Below are 19,059 nucleotides of genomic sequence, written 5' to 3'. Positions count from 1 at the left end.
AGCGGCCTTTCCGTCCCCGGGATCCCGTCGCGTGCGACCTGCGTTCCGCCTGCTGCCCCTGCCGCTCTGCATCGCCCTGTCGCTGGCAGCCCACGCGGACGACGATATCCCGGTCGACTGGTCGATGTGCCCGATCGAGGACGCGGTGCCCCTGTTCCCGGATGCGCAGCCGCCCGTGGGCAATATCGCCGACCGCGAGAACCTGCCGACCGACATCCAGGGCGACCAGACCATGGGCGTGGACGGGGGCGTCTACAACGTCACCGGCAACGTCACCCTGCGTCGCGGCGACCAGTTCCTCGGCACCGACAACATCGAGTTCTCGCAGGAGACCGGCACCTATACCGCGACCGGCAACGTGCGCTACCAGGATTCGGGCATGCGGGTGGTGGCCGAGCGGCTCGAGGGCGACCAGAACAACGACTCGCATCGCATCGACAACGTGCGCTACCAGCTCACCGAACGCCGCGGCAACGGCGGCGCCGAGCGGATCGAGATGCAGCAGTCGACCGGACGGATGTTCGGCTCGACCTATTCCAGTTGCCCGCCCAGCCAGCGCTGGTGGGAACTGCGCGCGCAGCGCATCGACATCGATACCGCCGAAGGGACCGGTGTGGCACGCAACGCCACCCTGCGCGTGGGCAAGGTGCCGCTGCTGTACATCCCCTGGGTGGCGTTTCCGATCGACGACCGCCGCCGCACCGGCCTGCTGTACCCGAGCATCGGCCTGTCCAGCCGTAACGGTTTCGACTGGCGCCAGCCGGTCTATTTCAACCTCGCGCCGAATTACGACCTCACCCTGACGCCGCGCTGGATGAGCAACCGTGGCCTGCAGCTGGGCACGGAGTTCCGCTACCTGACCGAACGCGGCGGCGGCGTGGTCGACCTGCAGGTGCTGCCGTCCGACGACCTGACCTGGCGCGAGCGCCCCGACGAGATCGCCGACCCGCGGATTCCGCCGGAGAACTACCGCGAGGAAAACCGCGGCATGTTCAACTACTCGGCGTTCCAGAACCTCGACGGCACCTGGCAGGCGCGCGCCAATCTGTACTGGCTGAGCGATCCCCGGTGGATCGAGGATGCCAGCAGCAACGCCGAGGGCATGTCCGCCTATTCGCTGACCAGCAACCTCGGCATCTACGGGCGCAGCCGGTACTGGAATGCCGGCCTGATGGCCGACTACCAGCATCTGGCCGACTACACACTTAGAGAGCAACAGCTCCCCTACAACCGGCTGCCGCGCGCGTATTTCCGTTGGGAGCAGCCGTTCGGACGCTTCCTCGCAGGCGCCGATACCGAAGCGGTCCGCTTCAACCATGTCGAGTCTGCGCTCAAGGCGGGCGGCGTGCGCGTCGACCTCAAGCCGTGGATCAGCATGCCGCTGGAGGGAGCGAGCTGGTATGTGACGCCGACGCTGGCCTGGCGTTACACCGCCTACCGGCTGGACGAGGAGTTCGCGAACCGCTCGCCGTCGCGCAGCCAGCCGATCGGCAGCGTCGACGCGGGCCTGTCCTTCGAACGAGACACGCGTTTCCGCGGCGAGAGCTTCCTGCACACCCTCGAGCCTCGGCTGTTCTACCTCAACTCGCCCTATCGCGAGCAGGACGACATGCCGCTGTTCGACACCCGCCCGATGACGTTCAGCTGGGGCCAGCTGTTCCGCGACAACCGCTATTCGGGCGCGGATCGGCAGGGCGATGCCAACCAGCTGACCATGGCCCTGACTACCCGCCTGATCCGCGAGTCGGATGGGCGCGAGAAGCTGTCGGCCAGCATCGGCCAGATCCGCTACTTCGAGGATGCCAGAGTGACCCTCGGCGGCGAAGTGCCTGTGGAGAAAGGCAGTTCGTCCTGGGTGGCCGATGCCAACTATGCGATCAACGACCGCTGGACGCTGGGCGCCTCCTACCAGTGGAACCCCGCCAGCCGTCGCGAAGACCTGGCCAGCGTCCGCACCCGCTACCTGGTTGGCGACGACGGCATCATCAACCTTTCCTACCGCTACCGCCGCAACGTGCGCAACCAGAGCGATCTGCTCGAGCAGGTCGACTTCTCGTTCCTGTACCCGATCAATCAGACGTGGAGCCTGGTGGGCCGCTACTACTACTCGCTGCTGGACAACCAGGTCATCGAAGGCATTGCCGGCGTGCAGTGGGAAAGCTGCTGCATCGCCGCGCGCCTGGTCGGGCGCCGCTACGTGCGCAATACCCGCGGCGAGATGAACGATTCGATCCAGCTCGAGATCGAACTCAAGGGCCTGGGCTCGGCCGGCCCGGACAATCGGGGCCGGCTGCGCCGTGCTATCCTCGGCTATCACCGCGACGACCTCTATCTCGTCCCGCCGTCGGAGCTGCGCACTGGCCTGGACGACGACGAATATCCCGCAGAACTCTCCCCATGAAGACCCGCATCGCATTCCTGTGCGCCGCCCTGCTGTTCGTGGGCAACCTCCAGGCGCAATCCGTCCAGCCGCTGGAACGCATCGCGGCGGTGGTCGACGAGGACGTCATCCTGCAGAGCGAACTGGACCGGGCGGTCGCCAACATCCTGGCCCAATATGCCAACCGCCAGACCCAGCTGCCGCCGCGCCAGGTGCTCGAGCGCCAGGTGCTCGAGCGCCTGGTCCTGGTCAAGCTGCAGACCGCGCGCGCGGCCGAGACCGGCGTGCGCGTGAGCGATCCCGAGCTGGACGCGGCGATGGGCAACATCGCCCAGCAGAACAACCTGTCCCCCGACCAGCTGCGCCAGCAGCTGGCGCGCGACGGCATGTCGCTCGACGACTTCCGCAGCTCGCTGCGCGACGAGATGCTGATCCAGCGCCTGCGCCAGCGCTTCGCGCAGAGCCGGGTGAGCGTCAGCGACGCTGAAGTCGACGCGGCGATGGCCGCGCAGGCCGGCGGCGCACAATACCAGCTCGCCCATATCCTGGTCGCCCTGCCCGAAGGCGCCACGCCCGAACAGATCGCGACCGGACAGCAGAAGATCGACGGCATCAAGGGCCTGCTGGACCGGGGCGAGATCGAGTTCGCCGCCGCCGCGGTGCGCTATTCCGACAGTCCCAACGCGCTCGAAGGCGGCAGCCTGGGCTGGCGCAGCCTCGACGAGATCCCGGTGGCGTTCGCCAACGCGATCCGCACGATGTCGCCGGGCGACGTGATCGGGCCGACGCGCGGACCCAGCGGCTTCCAGCTGCTGCAGCTGGTGGACATGCGCGAGAGCAATCCGGAGGCGGCCGGCGGCACGGTCACCCAGTACAACGCCCGTCATATCCTGATCCGTCCGGCCGAGGGCGCAGGCGGGGACGGCGAAGCCAAGGCCCGCATCGATACGCTGCGCGCGCGCATCGCCGGTGGTGCCGACTTCCAGGAAGTCGCGCGCGAAAGCTCCGACGACACGGTCAGCAAGGCCGAGGGCGGCGACCTGGGCTGGTTCACGCAGGATGAGTTCGGCCCCGAGTTCGGTGGCCAGGTCTCGGCGCTGGAAGATGGTCAAGTCTCGGCTCCGTTCCGCACCCAGGCCGGCTGGCACGTGGTGCAGCGGGTCGCAAGCCGCCAGACCACGGCCGGCGACGAGAACCGCCGCAACCAGGTGCGCGAGGCGATCGGCCAGCGCAAGCTGGAGGACGAGTGGGACCGCTACGTGCGCGAGATGCGCGGCGAAGCCTACGTGGACATCCGCTCCGGCAACGCCCAGGCGACGGGCGACGGCAGCTGAGATGCGTCCGCGGCTGGCGCTGGTGCCGGGCGAACCGGCAGGCGTCGGGCCGGAGCTGTGCGTGCGCGCGGCGCAGCGCAGCTGGGACGCCGAGCTTGTCGCTTTCGGCGATCCCGCCTCGCTGCGGGACGCGGCCACTCGGCTCGGACTGCCCCTGACCCTGCTCCCCGCCGAGGCCCGCTCGGCGGAACCCGGCGAGCTGCGCCTGGTCGAGATTCCCGCTCCGGCGCCATGCACGCCCGGCGTCGCCGACCCGCGCAACGCGGCCTCCGTGATCGAAGCTCTCACCCGCGCGATGTCGGCCTGCGACGACGGCACCTGCCACGGCATCGTCACCGGTCCCGTGCACAAGGCCACCATCAATCTCGGCGGCATTCCCTACTCCGGTACCACCGAGCTGCTGGCGGCGCACGCGCGCTGCGAGGTGGTCATGATGCTCGCCAACGACATCGTCCGCGTCGCGCTCGCCACCACCCATCTGCCCTTGCGCGAGGTGGCCGATGCGGTCACGCCCCTGGCGCTGGAGCGCGTCCTGCGTATCCTGCACGGCGCGCTGCGACGCGATTTCGGCATCGATGCGCCGCGGATCGCGGTGCTCGGGCTCAATCCGCACGCAGGCGAATCCGGTCACCTGGGACGCGAGGAGATCGAGGTGATCGAGCCGCTGCTCGGCCGGCTGCGGGGGGAAGGCATGGACCTTCGCGGCCCCCTGCCTGCCGACACCGCCTTCCTGCCCGCGAAGCTGCGCGGCTTCGACGCGGTGCTGGCGATGTACCACGACCAGGGCCTGCCGGTGCTCAAGTACAGCGGTTTCGAACGCGCGGTGAACCTGACCCTGGGCCTGCCCTGGCCGCGCGTGGCGGTCGATCACGGTACCGCCTTCGATCTGGCCGGAACCGGGCGCGCGGATCCGGCGAGCCTGTATGCCGCAATCGAGACTTGTGCGCGACTTGCCCGGCGCGGCCGGCACTGACGGCGCGCCCGCTCGCAGGCAGGCCCGGCATGCACGGCGGGGCCGCCATCGGCATATCCTTTCCACTGCAATGACCGGCGCCGCGGCAACCGGCCGCCGCCCCAGGATCCACATGCACGAACCACCCGTCTCTTCGGACAACCCCGCCCGCAAGACCATGCAGGACATCGACTGGAACGACTTCCTGAAGGTCGAACTGCGCGTCGGCCGCGTACTGTCGGCACGCGCATTCGCCGAAGCGCGCAAGCCCGCCTATGTGCTGGAGGTGGACTTCGGACCCGACATCGGCGTGCGCAAGTCGAGCGCGCAACTCACCGCGCTGTACCGCGCGGACGAGCTGGTCGGCCGGCTGGTGGTGGGCGTGGTGAATTTTCCACCCAAGCAGATCGGCCCCCTGATGTCCCAATGCCTGGTGACCGGCTTCCACGACGCCGATGGCGCGGTCGCGCTGTGCGTGCCCGACCGCGACGTGCCGCTCGGGACCCGTCTGCTGTGAGCGGCTTCGGCAGTCCGGCCAAGAAGTCGCTCGGGCAGCACTTCCTGCACGAGCGCGGAGTGGTCGAGAAGATCGTCCTCGCGGTCGATCCCCGGCCCGGCGACCGCCTCGTCGAGATCGGTCCCGGCCAGGGCGCGATGACCTTCCCGCTGCTGCAGCGTCACGGCAGCCTGACGGCGATCGAGTTCGACCGCGACCTGCTGGCACCCCTCACCGAAGCGGCGCGCGCGCATGGCGAACTGACCCTGGTGCACGCCAACGTGCTCGACGTCGACTTCACCGCGCTGGCGCAGGGCCAGCCGATCCGCCTGGTCGGCAACCTGCCCTACAACCTGTCCTCGCCGATCCTGTTCCATGCGCTCGACCATGCGTCCGCGGTCCGGGACATGCATTTCATGCTGCAGAAGGAAGTGGTCGACCGCATGGCGGCGGACCCCGGCAGCAAGGTGTACGGGCGGCTGAGCGTGATGCTGCAGGCTTGGTGCCGGGTCACGGCGCTGTTCACGGTCGGGCCGGGTGCCTTCCGTCCGCCGCCCAAGGTCGATTCCGCGGTCGTACGGCTGGTGCCGCGAGCCCCTGAAACGGTCGGTATCGACGACCCGGCACGTTTCGCGGCCATCGTGCGCGACGCGTTTGGCCAGCGTCGCAAGACGCTGCGCAACGCCCTGTCCAACCTGTGTGACGAAGCCACGATCCGCGCGGCCGGGGTGGACCCGCAGGCGCGCGCCGAGCAGCTGCCGGTCGCCGACTTCGTCCGGCTGGCCAATCACGCCGCGGGCTGATCGACATGCGGTGCCGAAATCGCGGCCGCGGACGGTCAACGTAGTCGAACCGTTCACGGCCAGCGCATACACTGGGCACATGAGCCGGAACGCCGACTACAGCCTCGAGATCCAGATCGCGACCCAGTTCCTCGACGAGGAATCCGAGCCCGAGGACGACCGCTACGTGTTCGCCTACACCATCCGCATCCGCAACCTGGGCCGCCTGCCGGCGCAGCTGATCGCCCGCCACTGGATCATCACCGATGCCAATGGCCGCACCGAGGAGGTGCGCGGCGATGGCGTGGTCGGCGAACAGCCGCGGCTGGAGCCCGGCGAGCAGTTCGTCTATACGTCCGGCGCCACCCTGCCTACCGCGGTCGGCACCATGGAAGGCAAGTACGACATGGTCGGAGACGACGGCACCCGGTTCGACGCCCCGATCCCGCCCTTCACGCTGGCCGTGCCCCGCACCCTGCACTGACGCGCGCATGGCCGTCTGGGCGATCGGTGACCTGCAGGGCTGTTACGGGCCGACGCAGCGACTGCTGGAGAAGATCCGGTTCGATCCGGCGCGCGACCAGCTGTGGTTCTGCGGCGATCTGGTCAATCGTGGCGGCGAATCGCTGCAGACGCTGAGGCTGGTGCATTCATTGCGCGCCAATGCCGTCAGCGTGCTCGGCAACCACGACCTGTCGCTGCTGGCGATCGCCGAACGCAGCCGGCCGGAGCAGCGCAAGGTCAAGCCCGACCTGCAGTCCGTCCTGTTCGCCGAGGACCGCGACGTCCTGCTGGACTGGCTGCGTGTGCAACCGCTGGTCCACGTCGACCGCAGGCTGGGATGGCTGATGGTGCATGCGGGCCTGGCGCCCAAGTGGACCACCGCCATCGCCGAGCAGCATGCCCGCGAGATCGAGCGCAAGCTGCGTGGAGACGAAGCGCGCAAACTGCTGCGCAACATGTACGGCGACCAGCCGGCGTGGTCGCCGCGCCTGCGCGGATCCGATCGCGATCGCGCGATCATCAACGTGTTCACGCGCATGCGCTACTGCTCACCGCGCGGGCGCATCGCCTTCGAGGAAAAGGGCGCACCGGGCACGCAGCAGCCGGGCCTCTATCCGTGGTACGAGGTGCCGGGTCGGGCCGAGCGCGACCTCCGGATCGTCTGTGGCCACTGGTCGTCGCTGGGCCTGTTCATCGGCCACGGCGTGCACGCGCTCGACACCGGCGCGGTCTGGGGCGGCACGCTGACTGCCCTCCAGCTCGATGCCGAAGGACTGAACGTGGTGCAGGTACCCGGGCGCGAGGCCGCATCCTGAGGCGCGGTCGCTGGCGGAAGCCGGCGACGGAGTCGCGCGGTGCCCGGCCGGGTCCACCGCGGGGCGGCTATCGCGACACGGCGGGCGCGGCGCGCACGTAGTCCACGAACTCGAAGGCGAAACGGTGCCTGGCGTCGGCGTCGCGACGCACGCGCGACACGGGCGTCCACTCGGCAGCCTCGTAGGCCGGAAAGAAAGTGTCGGCATCCGCGACCACGGTCTCGACATGGGTCATCCGCAGGTCGGTGGCGCGCGGCAGCGCAAGCGCATAGACCTGCGCCCCGCCGATCACGCACAGCTCGCCTGCGCCCTCCTCCTGCGCAATGGCCTGCGCCTGGTCCAGCGACGCCACCTCGCGCATGCCCGCGAACGGGATGCGGTCGCCACGCGTCAACACCAGGTTGGTCCGGCCCGGCAGGGCGCGCCCCAGCGATTCGGCTGTCCTGCGTCCCATCAGCACCGGCTTGCCGAGCGTCAGCGCCTTGAACCGCCTGAGGTCGTCGGGCAGGTGCCAGGGCAGCGCATTGTCCCTGCCGATCGCACGCTTGCGATCCATGGCCACGATCAGGCCGATGCGCATCGGCGGATCCGTCTCGCCTGGCGCGGTCGCTGCGCCCAGGCGCGTGCCGGACGCTGTCGCGCTCACACCGCCACCGGCGCCTTGATCGCCGGGTGCGGGTCGTAGCCCTCGATGGCGATGTCGTCGTAGCCGAACGCGAACAGGTCCGTGACCTCGGGGTTGAGCCGCAGCCTCGGCAGCGCGCGCGGCGCGCGCGCCAGTTGCTCGCGCGCCTGCTCGAAGTGGTTCGAATACAGATGCGCATCGCCCAGCGTGTGCACGAAATCGCCCACGCCCAGGCCGGTCGCCTGCGCCACCATGTGGGTGAGCAGCGCATAGCTGGCGATGTTGAACGGTACGCCGAGGAAGATGTCGCCGCTGCGCTGGTACAGCTGGCAGCTGAGCTTGCCGTCGACCACGTAGAACTGGAACAGCGAATGGCACGGCATCAGCGCCATCTGCGGCAGTTCCGCCACGTTCCAGGCGCTGATCACCAGCCTGCGCGAATCGGGATTGCGGCGGATCTCGTCCACCAGCCACTGCATCTGGTCGATGTGGCCGCCCTTGCCGTCGGGCCAGGCACGCCACTGCCGGCCATACACCGGGCCGAGTTCGCCGGCCTCGTCGGCCCACTCGTCCCAGATACCGACGCCATTGGCCTTGAGGTAGCCGATGTTGGTGTCGCCCTTCAGGAACCACAGCAGTTCGTGGATGATCGAGCGCAGGTGCAGCTTCTTGGTGGTGACCAGCGGGAAGCCTTCCCCCAGGTCGAAGCGCATCTGCCAGCCGAACACGCTGCGGGTGCCGGTGCCGGTGCGGTCGGACTTCTCCGCGCCATGTTCCAGCACGTGACGCAGGAGGTCGAGGTAGGCCTTCATGGCGAACCTGCCGCGCGCACGGGCCGCAGCGTCGGCGCACTGCGCGACTTCCACAGCAGGAACAGGCCCAGCGCGACCAGCGGCAGCGACAGCAGCTGGCCCATCGTCAGCCAGCCGAAGGCCAGGTAGCCGATGTCCGCATCCGGCACGCGCACGAACTCGACCACGAAGCGGAAGACGCCGTAGAGCAAGGCGAACAACCCGCTGACCGCGTAGCGCGCCCGCGGCTTCGACGAATACCACCACAGCATCGTGAACATCACCAGGCCTTCGAGAAACGCCTGGTACAGCTGCGAGGGGTGGCGCGCGAACGCGTCGAGCGCGCCGCTGGCGAACTGCACCTGCAGTTGCTCGGCGGTCCGGCCGGCGAGTTCTGGGTCGGTCGGAAACACCACGCCCCAGCCCGCCTGCGTGTACTTGCCCCACAGTTCCGCGCCGATGTAGTTGCCCAGTCGCCCGAAGCCCAGCCCGGCCGGCACCAGCGGCGCCACGAAATCCATGGTGTCGAAGAAATGCAGCCGGTGCTTGCGCGACCACAGCCAGGCCGCGACCAGCACGCCCAGCAGGCCACCGTGGAAGCTCATCCCGCCTTCCCAGAGCTTGAGCATGCGCACCGGCTCGGCGAGATAGCCGTCGAGGTCGTAGAACAGGATCGACCCCAGCCGGCCGCCCAGCACCACGCCGATCATGCCGTAGAACAGCAGGTCGCCGAAGGCGTTCGCGTCCACCGGCAGGCGCCCGGCGCGGATGCGCCGGTTGCCCAGCCACCAGGCGCTTGCGAAGGCCAGCAGGTACATCAACCCGTACCAGTGCACGCGCACCGGCCCGAACGAGAACGCGACCGGATCGATCTGATGGAGATGGATCATGGGAACGCCTGGACTCCCGACGCTATGCGGTCATTGTGCCCGACGTCCGGCGGCCACCGGACGTCGGGCCTGCGGGTCTTCAGAGCGGAACGTCCACGCCGGTGGTAGGCTTCTCGCCACGCCGGCGCGCATTGCGCTTGACCCACAGGTTGAGGCACTCCACCAGCGCGGAGAAGCCCATCGCGCCGTAGATGTAGCCGCGCGGGATGTGCGCGTCCAGGCCCTCGGCGATCAGATACGCGCCGATCAGCAGGATGAAGGCCAGCGCCAGCATCTTGATCGTCGGATTGTTGTCGATGAAGTTGCCCAGCGGACGCGCCGCCAGCAGCATCACCGCGACCGCGATCAGGATCGCCGCCACCATCACCGGGATGTAGTCGCCGGCCATGCCCACCGCAGCGATCACCGAATCGAGCGAGAACACGATGTCGATGATGGCGATCTGCGCGATCACGCCGCCGAACGACACCTTGGGTTTGGTGTCGACATCCTCGGATTCCGGCTCGCCGACGACCAGGTCGCGGATCTCCATCGCGCCCTTCACCAGCAGGAACAGGCCGCCCAGGATCAGGACCAGGTCGCGCACCGAAATGCCCTGGCCCAGCACCGAGAACAGGTCCGTGGTCAGGCTCGCCAGCCAGGCCAGGGTCAGCAGCAGCGCGATGCGGGTGATGCAGGCCACGGCAATGCCGAACTTGCGCGCGAACTCGCGTCGTTCCGGCGGCAGCTTGCTGACCGCGATCGAGATGAACACCAGGTTGTCGATGCCCAGCACGATCTCGATCGTGCTCAGGGTCAGCAACAGGATCCAGACCTGCGGATCGCTCAACATCTCCAACATCGAAGCACTTCCTCTTTTCGGTTTCTAGAACCAGCGCGGACCCAGCACCAGGCCCCACACCAGCAAAACGTTGACCATGCACACGAACACCGCGGCCGATCCCATGTCCTTGGCGCGTCCGGCCAGCTCGTGCCGCTCGGGACCGTAGCGCTCGATCACCGCCTCGATGGCGGAATTGAGCAGTTCGACCGCCAGTACCAGCAGGCAGCTGCCCAGCAGCAGCGCGCGTTCCACACCGCTGTCGCCCAGCCACAGCGCCAGCGGGCCGAGCAGCGCCAGCAGATACACCTCGAGCCGGAACGACGACTCGTGCAGCCACGCCGCCCGGAGACCCTGCAGCGACCAGAGGGTCGCCAGCAGGATGCGGCGGGGACGTCGCGGCAGGTGTCCGGTCTCGTCGGCCATCAGGCGGCACCGCGGGCCGGCCGGCAGCCGGATTTTCCGGTCCGCCCGACGACCGTGCCGGGGCAGGACTGCGACGGAGTCGGCGGCATGCAGCGATCAGCAACGCGGCCACGGCCGCAACCGGGCAATTTTGCCATATCCGGGCGTGATTCCTGCGTCCGCGGGCGCGGTTGCAGCCGGCTCGCCCGTGCTCCACCGCGACCGCAGTCACGCGCGTCCCTGCGCCCACGGCAGGCCCATCCGCCCGCCTCCGTGGGCCTGTGACCGGCGTGCGCGGGATTTCGCCGGGCAACTTGGATCCGCCGCGACCCGGCCGCCGCGACGACCACAGCGCGGCTGCGCAGGCCCGGGGAATGTCCGGCCGATGGCTCCGGGACCCGGGCCTCCGGCATGCGGCCCAGCCGCTGCGCAGGGCGACCGCTATTGCTGTCGCAAGGCCTCGATCGGATCGAGCTGGCTGGCCTTGCGGGCGGGGTAGTAGCCGAAGAACAGACCCGTCGCGATGGAGAAGCCCGCGGCCAGGGCAACGACCTGGCCGTTGAGTTCGACCGGAAGCTCGCTGTTGAGCTGGCCCACCAGCAGCGCGCCTGCGATGCCGATCAGGATGCCGAGCAGGCCGCCACCCAGCGAGAGCAGCATCGCCTCGGCGAGGAACTGGCGACGGATGTCGGTCGGTCCGGCACCGACCGCCATGCGCAGGCCGATCTCGCGGATACGCTCGGTCACCGACACCAACATGATGTTCATGATGCCGATGCCGCCGACGATCAGCGAGATCGTCGCCACCGCCCCCAGCAGCCACGACATCAGCCGCGTGGTGGCGGTGCGCGTGGCCACGATCTCGGACATGTTGCGCACGCGGAAATCGTCCTCGGCGCCCGGCGCGATGCGGTGGCGCTGGCGCAGCAGCGATTCGATCTCGCCCTGCACGTAGGCCAGGTCGTCGGGATTGGCGACCGCCAGCGAGATCTCCATCACCGCGCCGGGCGGCATGCCCATCGATCCCAACAGCCGGCGGCGCGCGGTCTCCAGCGGCACCATCACGATTTCGTCCTGGTCGCGCCCCCAGCTGCTCTGGCCCTTGGGCGCGAGCGTCCCGGCCACGGTCAGCGGCACGCGTCCGATGCGGATGGTCTCGCCGATGCCGCTCTCTTCGCCGAACAGCTCGCGGCGCACGGTCTCGCCGATCAGCACGGACTTGTCGTCGCCCGCCTCGTCGAAACCCTGGCCCTCGTTCACCGTCCAGCCGTTGATGACCAGGTAGTCGGCATCCACGCCCTGCCAGCTGCTGTTCCAGTTGCGCTCGGCATAGACCACCTGGCTGCTGCCACGCAGCGAACCGGAGATGTACTGCACCTCGGGAACCTCGCTGCGGATCGCGTCGACGTCGCCCTGGCTGAGGGTGAAGAAGCTGCTCGCGCTCATGCGCACGCCGCCACTGCTGCGCGCGACGTTGGGCGAGATGTCCAGCCGCTGCGAACCCAGCCCGGCCACCATCTTGTCGATCTCGGCCTGGGTGCCCTGCCCCACCGACACCATCACGATCACCGAAGCGATGCCGATGATCACCCCCAGCGAGGTCAGCGCACTGCGCATCCAGTTGCCGCGCAGCGCGAACAGGGCGGTGCGCAGGACGTCGGTGAAGTTCATCTGGTTCGTGGATCCGTCATTGGTGACTGGGAAACATGTTTCGCGACGGCGTCCTGGCCTGCGATCGCGGTCGCGGTCGCGGGATGGCGGAGGAGCGCCGCCCGCCTTCCGCGCCGCCCCCGGCCGCCTGGATCACGGCTCCTCATGCAATTCGCCGTCGCGCATCACGCAGGTGCGGTCGGCGTGGGCGGCGACCTCCGCATCGTGCGTGATCAGCACCACCGTGTGGTCCTCGTCGCGCAGCCGCTTGAACAGGGCGAGAATTTCCTCCCCAGTCCTGGAATCCAGCGCGCCGGTCGGCTCGTCGGCCAGCAGGATCGGAGGCCGGTTGATCAGAGCGCGCGCGATCGCCACGCGCTGCTGCTGGCCGCCCGACAGTTCGCTGGGCCGGTGATGGGTGCGGCCGGCCAGCCCCACGGCGGCCAAGGCTTCCTGCGCCAGCCGCCGGCGTTCGTCGGGCGGCACCTGGGCGTAGCCGAGCGGCATCGCCACGTTGTCTTCGGCCGACATCCGCGGCAACAGGTTGAAGCCCTGGAACACGAATCCGATCTTGTCGCGGCGCAGCGCGGCCAGCTGTTCGCGATCGAGCGTGGCCACGTCGACGCCGTCGCACAGGTATTGCCCGGAGGTCGGCGTGTCGAGGCACCCGATCAGGTTCATCAGGGTGGACTTGCCCGATCCGGATGGCCCCATGATCGCGATGAACTCGCCGCGCGAGATGCGCAGGTCCACGCCCGCCAGCGCGACGACCTCGGCCTCGCTGCCTTCTGCATAGACCTTGCGCAGGGCGCGGGTCTCGATCACCGGTGCGTCGCTCGCGCTCATCGGCGCGACCGCTCGCCGGTGATGATCTCGTCGCCCGCCTCCACGCCGCCGCGGACTTCCGTGCTGCTGCCGTCGCTGGCACCCACGCGCACCTGCACCGCCTTGCGCTGCCCGTTCACCAGCCGGTACAGGGTGGCGCGGGTCGCATTGAGCGATGCGGCCAGCGCGGAGTTCCAGCGTGCGCGCTGCGTCTCGTCGAGCGTGCGGGTGAAACCGGCGAAGTTCTCCTGCATGCGCTCGAGCATGCGTTGACGCATCTGGGCACGCAGTGCGGGATCCGGCGCGCCGGCGCGCATCGCCATGCCCGGCGGACCGCCCGCACCGCCGCGCGGCGCCGCGGCTCCACCGGGCGGACGCTGCGCCTGGGCGCGCTCGCGCTGCGCCGCCACGGCCGCGTCGAAGGCGGCGCGCTGGCTGGCGTCGAGGTCGAGCTCGGCCGCCACGCGCTCCAGCTCCTCGATCATGCCGGCGCCGCCACGCCCTCCCCCGCCCTGGGCAGGCGCGGCATCGCCGACCGGCTTGTAGCGCAGCGCGGCGTTGGACACCTTCAGCACGTCCTGCCGGTTGCTGACCTCGATCTCGGCGTTGACGGTGAGGCCCGGCAGCAGCGTGTTGTCGGAATTGTCCACGCTCACCACGACCGGATAGGTCACGACGTTGTTGGTGGTGGTGGCGGCCAGGCGCACCTGGTCGACCACGCCGCGGAACTGGCGGTCGGGAAAGGCGTCGGCGGTGAACGAAACCGTCTGCCCGCGCTTGACCTGGCCGATGTCCGCCTCGTCCACCGCCAGTTCGATCTTCATCTTCGACAGGTCTTCGGCGATGGTGAACAGTTCCGGCGCCTGCAGGCTGGCGGCCACGGTCTGGCCCGGCTCGATCGTGCGGGTGAGCACCACCCCGTCCACCGGCGAGGTGATCACGGTGCGCTCGAGGTTGACGCGCGTGGTCTGGGTGGATGCGCTCTGCTGGCGGATCTGGGCCTGGGTGGCGGCCACCTGGGCGCGCGCCTGGTCGAGCGCGGCGCGCGCCAGGTCGATGTCGGCCTGGGCGACCAGCTTCTGGGTACCGAGGTCGGCCTTGCGGCGGTAGTCGAGTTCGGCATTGCGCAGGGTCGCCTGCGCCTGGTCCAGCGAAGCGCGCGCGCTGGCGATCTGCGCAGCCCCCTGTTCGATCTGCGCCTCGTAGGTGCGTGGATCGATACGTGCCAGCACCTGACCCTGGCTGACCTGGCTGTTGAAGTCCACCAGCACCTCGGTGACCTGGCCGGAGATCTGGCTGCCCACGGTCACGGTCGAGATCGCGCTCAGCGTGCCGGTGGCCGAGATCGCCACCCGGATGTCGCCGCGTTCGACCTGGACCGTACGCCAGGGCGATTCGTCGGCGTTCTCGCTCGCGCCGCCCCACCAGCGCCAGGCGATGGCGGCGAGCGCCGCGACCACGGCGGCGGCCACGAGGAGACGGGGGAACGGCCGCCGGCGGCGGGGCGCGGGTTTGCTCATGCAAGGGTCCGGGAACAGTCTGGCGTCGAAGCTGGCTAACGCACCATCCCGGCGCCGGTTGACAGCACCCGCGGCGGCAGTCAGGAAGCCGCGAGGGGCGCGAAGCGCAGGGTGGCCACCGTGCCGCGGGATTCCACGCTCTCCAGCCTGAGCTGCCAGCCGAACCGGCGCGCCAGGCGGCTGGCGATGGTCAGCCCGAAGCCCTTGCCCAGCGGGCTGAAGGCATCGGCGCGGAAGAACGGGTCGTACACGTGCTGGAGGGTCTGCGCCGACATGCCGATGCCGCTGTCGCGCACCACCACCGCGTCGGCCTCCACGCGCACCTCCACGCTGCCCTCCTCGGTGAAGTTGCAGGCGTTCTGGACGAGGTTGCGCACGATCATGGCCAGCACGCTCGGCGGCGCGAACAGCTTCGGTGCGGCGACGGCCTCCATGCGCAGTTCGACCGGCTTGTCGAGCAGCGAGGGGCGCGCTTTTTCCACTTCCTCGCGCACCACCGCACCGACGTCGAATTCCTCGCTCACCGGAGCGACGCCGCTCTCGCGCGCGAGCACCAGGAAAGCGTCGATCACCGCCTCCATGTCCCGTGCCGCGCGCTGGATCCGCTCCAGCGGCCTGCGTCCATGCGGCGGCAGGGCAGGATCGGCCAGCATCATGTCGCTGGCCACCCGGATCACGGTCAGCGGGGTGCGCAGCTCATGGCTGGCGTCGCGGGTGAAGTCGCGCTCGCGCTGCACGAATTCGCCTACGCGCGATGCCAGGCCGTGCAGCGCATGCGACAACGCCTGGACTTCGCGGCTCGGCTCCTCGACGAAGCCGGATACCGCCAGCGGCGTGGTCAGATCCCCCTGGGTGGGATCCCATCGCGCGACCTCCTCCGCCAACCGGTTCACGGGCAGGACCATCCTGCGCGACTTGCGGTAGGTGAGCAGGGTGACCGCCAGGGCAGTCATCAGACCGAGCAGGATCATCACTCCCGCCGCGGTCCACATCAGCTCGTCCACCGCCCGCGTGCGCAGTACCAGGTACAACACGCCCTCGGGCCTGCGCTGCACCAGCACCGCCTTGTGCGAGCGGTAGACGAAGTTCACCCCCTCGGGCAGCGAAGCGACGTAAGGTGGCAGCGCGGCCTCTTCGCTCGCCGGGCGGAAGTAGCCCTGCAGGGTGCTGGTCGCGGGCAGGTGGGTGCTGAGCCGGCTGCCCGACTGCCGCACCCAGAACGCCTGCGCCTCCACCGTCAGCCGCTGTCGGACCAGCGCGTCGCGCGTCACCAAGGTGAGCAGGCTTACGCCGAACACCACCGCAAGGACCAGCAGCAGCCCCTGGGTGACGAACGCGTAACGGATTTTCCGGGGCAACCCCTGCGGCATGCGTGGTTCCGCAGGATCAGGCAGGCGACTGGTCGATATCCGCGATCCGGTACCCGGCACTCTGCACGGTGTGCAGCAGCGGCTTGTCGAACGGCTTGTCGATGATCTTGCGCAGGTTGTAGAGGTGGCTGCGCAGGGTATCCGAATCGGGCAGCCCGTTGCCCCAGATCTCGCGTTCGATCTCCTGGCGGTTCACCACGCGGGGAGACTCGCGCATCAGGATGGTCAGCAGCTTCATGCCGATCGGCGAGAGCTGCAGTTCGGTGCCGCCGCGGGTGGCGCGCATGCTGGCCGGATCGAGCACCAGGTCGGCCACCTTCAGCACCTCGGAACCCACCTGGCGGCGCTCGCGGCGGATCAGGGCCCGCAGCCTGGCTTCGAGCTCCTGGATGGCGAAGGGCTTGGTGAGGTAGTCGTCGGCGCCCGAGGACAGGCCGCTCAGCTTCTCGTCCAGCGTGTCGCGGGCGGTCAGCATCAGCACGGGGGTGGACTTGCGGGCCTCGGCGCGCAGGCGCTTGCAGACCTCGACGCCGTCCAGGCGCGGCAGCATCAGGTCCAGCACGATCACGTCGTAGCTGTTCTCCACCGCCAGCCGGTAGCCGTCGAGGCCATCGGAAGCGTAATCGACCTCGAAACCGCGGCCTTCCAGATATTCGCCCACCATTTCCGAGATGTTGCGGTTGTCCTCGACGATCAGGACCAGCCCGCCGGTTTCCTGCCCTGCACGCATGTTTGGTTCCTCGAAGGGGTCTTCAGCTTTGTGAAAGGTGCCAGCCGGGCTGTACAAGCGCCGTGAAGACCGGGAATGCTTTACGCGCCGCCATTTCCCCTGGATCCGCCATGCCCCCCTTCGACCGATTCTTGCCGATCCTGCTCCTGCTCGGCTCCAACATCTTCATGACCTTCGCCTGGTACGGGCATCTGAAGTACAAGTCCTCGGCCCTGCTGCCGGTGATCCTGGTGAGCTGGGGCATTGCGTTCTTCGAGTACTGCCTGATGGTGCCGGCCAACCGGCTCGGTTCGGCGTTCTACTCGGCGCCGCAGCTCAAGGGCATGCAGGAGGTCATCACCCTGCTGGTCTTCGCCGGATTCTCGGCCTGGTATCTGCAGCAGCCGCTGAAGTGGAACCACTGGGCGGGCTTCGGCCTGATCGTGGTGGCGGCTTGGCTGATCTTCATGGACTAGATGCGCCTGGCGCTTTGCTTGCCTTCCATGCGCAACCGGCGGCGCGCACCCTGCGTGCACGACCCGAACACCTTGGACGAGGGCGCCCCGGCGGCGCGAACGCCGCCAGCCTGATGGTCAGAACCGGATCCTGCCCGTCAGGATGTCCTTGAACATCACCCAGTCGCCGGCGAAGGAATAGAACGGATGGCGGAAGGTCGCGGGCCGGTTCTTCTCGAAGAAGAAGTGCCCCACCCAGGCGAAAGCGTAGCCGCACAGCAAGGCCGCCAGCAGCCACCAAGGCTCGCGCTGAAAGATCGCCAGCGCGACCAGCACGATCGCGCCGCAACTGCCGATGAAGTGCAGGCGCCGCGATGTGCGGTTGGCGTGCTCGGCCAGGTAGAACGGATAGAACTCACGGAAACTGGCGAAGCGTCGCATTCCCTTCCTCCGGTCACGCCGGCCTGGGCGAGAACATGATGACGGCCATGCCCAGCAGGCACAACGCCACGCCGATCAGGTCCCAGCGCGTCGGCCTGACCGCGTCCACCCACCAGAGCCAGACCAGCGCCACGCCCACATAGACCCCGCCGTAGGCTGCGTAGACGCGTCCGGTCGCGGTGGGATGCAGGCTGAGCAGCCACACGAACAGCGCCAGGCTGGCCGCGGCGGGCAGCAGCAACCAGGCGCTGCCGCCCCTGCGCAGCCACAGCCAGGGCAGGTAGCAACCGACGATCTCGGCGATCGCGGTGGCGACGAACAGGAGCAGGGTCTTCATGGCAGGGCGCTCTGCGGCGACGGGTCCACGCGGGCCATCGGCGCGACGACCGTGCTCACCGTTCCGCGTCCTTCACCCGCGCCCAGTAGCCCTCCTGCGCTTCCAGCGACAGGTCCTGGAGACGATGTCCGTCGGCAGCCGCGAGCGATTCCATCGCCCGGAAGCGCCGCTCGAACTTGAGGTTCGCGCCACGCAGGGCCGACCTTGGATCGACCTGCGCATGCCGCGCAAGGTTGGCCGCGACGAATAGCAGGTCGCCGAGTTCTTCCTGCAGCCTCGCGCGTGCGGCCGCATCGTCCGGCGCCCCGGCCACGGCCGCGAACTCGGTCCGCACTTCCTCGATTTCCTCGTGCAGCTTGGCGATCACCGGGCCGGGGCCGGGCCAGTCGAAACCGAGGCGCGCGGCGCGGTTCTGCAGCTTCACGGCGCGCTGCCATTCGGGCAGGCCGCGCGGGATGCCCGCCAGCGCGGAGGTGTCGGCATCGCCGGCAGCGGCGCGCTCGGCGCGCTTGATCTGTTCCCAGTTCGCGGTCTGCGCCTGCGCATCGGCCACCGTCGCGCCGCCGAACACGTGCGGATGGCGCCGGACCATCTTGTCGCAGATCGCCGCGACCACATCGCCGAAATCGAACGCCCCCTGCTCCTGCGCCATGCGCGCATGGAACACCACCTGCAGCAGCAGGTCGCCCAGCTCGTCCTTGAGCGCGGGGAGGTCGCCACGATCGATCGCGTCGGCCACCTCGTAGGCTTCCTCGACCGTGTAGGGCGCGATGCTGGCGAAATCCTGCTCCAGGTCCCAGGGGCAACCCCCGTCGGGATCGCGCAGGCGCGCCATGATCGCGATCAGGTCCCGGATGTCGCGCTGCGGCTCACTCATCGCCGGCTCCTTGTACGTGGTGGAACCCGGGCGAGGCCCCGCGATCCGGACGCACCCCCGCCATCCACCTGCAAGGTCGAC

General features: G+C 69.0%; 20 protein-coding genes and 1 pseudogene. 8 read left to right on the top strand and 13 right to left on the bottom strand.

Annotated elements, in window-relative coordinates:
• The first annotated feature begins 31 nt into the window (after positions 1-31).
• From lptD to ACQYVW_RS14785, 7 genes and pseudogenes are all read left to right on the top strand, one after another.
• Positions 32-2,401, top strand: a complete 2,370-nt coding sequence (lptD, locus tag ACQYVW_RS14815; RefSeq protein WP_434947519.1) for an LPS-assembly protein LptD — start codon at positions 32-34, stop codon at positions 2,399-2,401.
• Positions 2,398-3,714: a peptidylprolyl isomerase gene (locus ACQYVW_RS14810; protein WP_434947518.1), complete on the top strand. Its 1,317-nt coding sequence runs from the start codon at positions 2,398-2,400 to the stop codon at positions 3,712-3,714. The genes lptD and ACQYVW_RS14810 overlap by 4 nt, the downstream gene beginning before the upstream one ends.
• Position 3,715: 1 nt before the next feature.
• Positions 3,716-4,687 carry a 4-hydroxythreonine-4-phosphate dehydrogenase PdxA gene (pdxA, locus tag ACQYVW_RS14805; protein WP_434934910.1) on the top strand — a complete coding sequence of 324 codons (972 nt, stop codon included), beginning with the start codon at positions 3,716-3,718 and terminating at the stop codon, positions 4,685-4,687.
• A 112-nt stretch (positions 4,688-4,799) separates the two neighbouring features.
• The gene (locus ACQYVW_RS14800; protein ID WP_434947517.1) at positions 4,800-5,183 is read left to right on the top strand and encodes a tRNA-binding protein; all 384 of its coding nucleotides are present in this window, start codon (positions 4,800-4,802) and stop codon (positions 5,181-5,183) included.
• Positions 5,180-5,965 (top strand): 16S rRNA (adenine(1518)-N(6)/adenine(1519)-N(6))-dimethyltransferase RsmA, encoded by a 786-nt coding sequence (gene rsmA, locus ACQYVW_RS14795; RefSeq protein WP_434934907.1) that lies wholly within the window; start codon positions 5,180-5,182, stop codon positions 5,963-5,965. Before ACQYVW_RS14800 ends, rsmA begins: the two co-directional genes overlap by 4 nt.
• A 79-nt stretch (positions 5,966-6,044) precedes the next feature.
• Entirely contained in the window at positions 6,045-6,428 is a 384-nt protein-coding gene (gene apaG / locus ACQYVW_RS14790) for a Co2+/Mg2+ efflux protein ApaG (protein WP_434934906.1), read from the top strand.
• A 7-nt stretch (positions 6,429-6,435) separates the two neighbouring features.
• Positions 6,436-7,251, top strand: a pseudogene (locus ACQYVW_RS14785) (symmetrical bis(5'-nucleosyl)-tetraphosphatase); the annotation flags it as partial.
• Between the two features lie 79 nt (positions 7,252-7,330).
• Here ACQYVW_RS14785 and ACQYVW_RS14780 read toward each other — a convergent pair.
• The 10 genes from ACQYVW_RS14780 to ACQYVW_RS14735 form a co-directional block, all read right to left on the bottom strand.
• Positions 7,331-7,843, bottom strand: a complete 513-nt coding sequence (locus tag ACQYVW_RS14780) for a dihydrofolate reductase (RefSeq protein WP_434947516.1) — start codon at positions 7,841-7,843, stop codon at positions 7,331-7,333.
• Between the two features lie 62 nt (positions 7,844-7,905).
• On the bottom strand, positions 7,906-8,700 hold the full coding sequence (locus tag ACQYVW_RS14775) for a thymidylate synthase (RefSeq protein ID WP_434934904.1): 795 nt from the start codon (positions 8,698-8,700) through the stop codon (positions 7,906-7,908).
• The gene (gene lgt / locus ACQYVW_RS14770) at positions 8,697-9,569 is read right to left on the bottom strand and encodes a prolipoprotein diacylglyceryl transferase (protein ID WP_434934902.1); all 873 of its coding nucleotides are present in this window, start codon (positions 9,567-9,569) and stop codon (positions 8,697-8,699) included. The genes ACQYVW_RS14775 and lgt overlap by 4 nt, the downstream gene beginning before the upstream one ends.
• A gap of 79 nt (positions 9,570-9,648) precedes the next feature.
• On the bottom strand, positions 9,649-10,410 hold the full coding sequence (locus ACQYVW_RS14765) for a TerC family protein (protein ID WP_434934901.1): 762 nt from the start codon (positions 10,408-10,410) through the stop codon (positions 9,649-9,651).
• Positions 10,411-10,434: 24 nt separating this feature from the next.
• The gene (locus tag ACQYVW_RS14760) at positions 10,435-10,815 is read right to left on the bottom strand and encodes a diacylglycerol kinase (RefSeq protein ID WP_434934899.1); all 381 of its coding nucleotides are present in this window, start codon (positions 10,813-10,815) and stop codon (positions 10,435-10,437) included.
• Between the two features lie 420 nt (positions 10,816-11,235).
• Positions 11,236-12,465 (bottom strand): ABC transporter permease, encoded by a 1,230-nt coding sequence (locus tag ACQYVW_RS14755; RefSeq protein ID WP_434947515.1) that lies wholly within the window; start codon positions 12,463-12,465, stop codon positions 11,236-11,238.
• 132 nt (positions 12,466-12,597) lie between these two features.
• Positions 12,598-13,290 carry an ABC transporter ATP-binding protein gene (locus ACQYVW_RS14750; RefSeq protein WP_434947514.1) on the bottom strand — a complete coding sequence of 231 codons (693 nt, stop codon included), beginning with the start codon at positions 13,288-13,290 and terminating at the stop codon, positions 12,598-12,600.
• Positions 13,287-14,789 carry an efflux RND transporter periplasmic adaptor subunit gene (locus tag ACQYVW_RS14745; RefSeq protein ID WP_434947513.1) on the bottom strand — a complete coding sequence of 501 codons (1,503 nt, stop codon included), beginning with the start codon at positions 14,787-14,789 and terminating at the stop codon, positions 13,287-13,289. The genes ACQYVW_RS14750 and ACQYVW_RS14745 overlap by 4 nt, the downstream gene beginning before the upstream one ends.
• A gap of 80 nt (positions 14,790-14,869) precedes the next feature.
• Positions 14,870-16,147: a sensor histidine kinase gene (locus ACQYVW_RS14740; RefSeq protein ID WP_434947512.1), complete on the bottom strand. Its 1,278-nt coding sequence runs from the start codon at positions 16,145-16,147 to the stop codon at positions 14,870-14,872.
• A 28-nt stretch (positions 16,148-16,175) separates the two neighbouring features.
• On the bottom strand, positions 16,176-16,889 hold the full coding sequence (locus tag ACQYVW_RS14735) for a response regulator transcription factor (protein ID WP_298581041.1): 714 nt from the start codon (positions 16,887-16,889) through the stop codon (positions 16,176-16,178).
• A 110-nt stretch (positions 16,890-16,999) separates the two neighbouring features.
• On the opposite strand from ACQYVW_RS14735, the gene ACQYVW_RS14730 reads away from it, so the two are divergent.
• Positions 17,000-17,344: a DMT family protein gene (locus tag ACQYVW_RS14730; protein ID WP_434933738.1), complete on the top strand. Its 345-nt coding sequence runs from the start codon at positions 17,000-17,002 to the stop codon at positions 17,342-17,344.
• A gap of 117 nt (positions 17,345-17,461) precedes the next feature.
• On the opposite strand, the gene ACQYVW_RS14725 is transcribed toward ACQYVW_RS14730, so the two are convergent.
• From ACQYVW_RS14725 to mazG, 3 genes are read right to left on the bottom strand one after another with little or no spacing between them, the layout of a single operon-like run.
• Complete coding sequence (locus tag ACQYVW_RS14725) at positions 17,462-17,764, bottom strand: Mpo1-like protein (protein ID WP_434933737.1); 303 nt, start codon at positions 17,762-17,764, stop codon at positions 17,462-17,464.
• A 13-nt stretch (positions 17,765-17,777) separates the two neighbouring features.
• On the bottom strand, positions 17,778-18,101 hold the full coding sequence (locus ACQYVW_RS14720; RefSeq protein ID WP_434933736.1) for a YnfA family protein: 324 nt from the start codon (positions 18,099-18,101) through the stop codon (positions 17,778-17,780).
• Between the two features lie 55 nt (positions 18,102-18,156).
• Positions 18,157-18,978 carry a nucleoside triphosphate pyrophosphohydrolase gene (gene mazG, locus ACQYVW_RS14715; RefSeq protein ID WP_434947511.1) on the bottom strand — a complete coding sequence of 274 codons (822 nt, stop codon included), beginning with the start codon at positions 18,976-18,978 and terminating at the stop codon, positions 18,157-18,159.
• Positions 18,979-19,059 lie beyond the last annotated feature (81 nt).

The organism is Luteimonas campi, assembly GCF_051162505.1.
In the GTDB taxonomy this organism is placed as follows: domain Bacteria; phylum Pseudomonadota; class Gammaproteobacteria; order Xanthomonadales; family Xanthomonadaceae; genus Luteimonas.
Note: the sequence above shows the minus strand (reverse complement) of the source record. Positions and strands in the feature narration are given on the sequence as shown.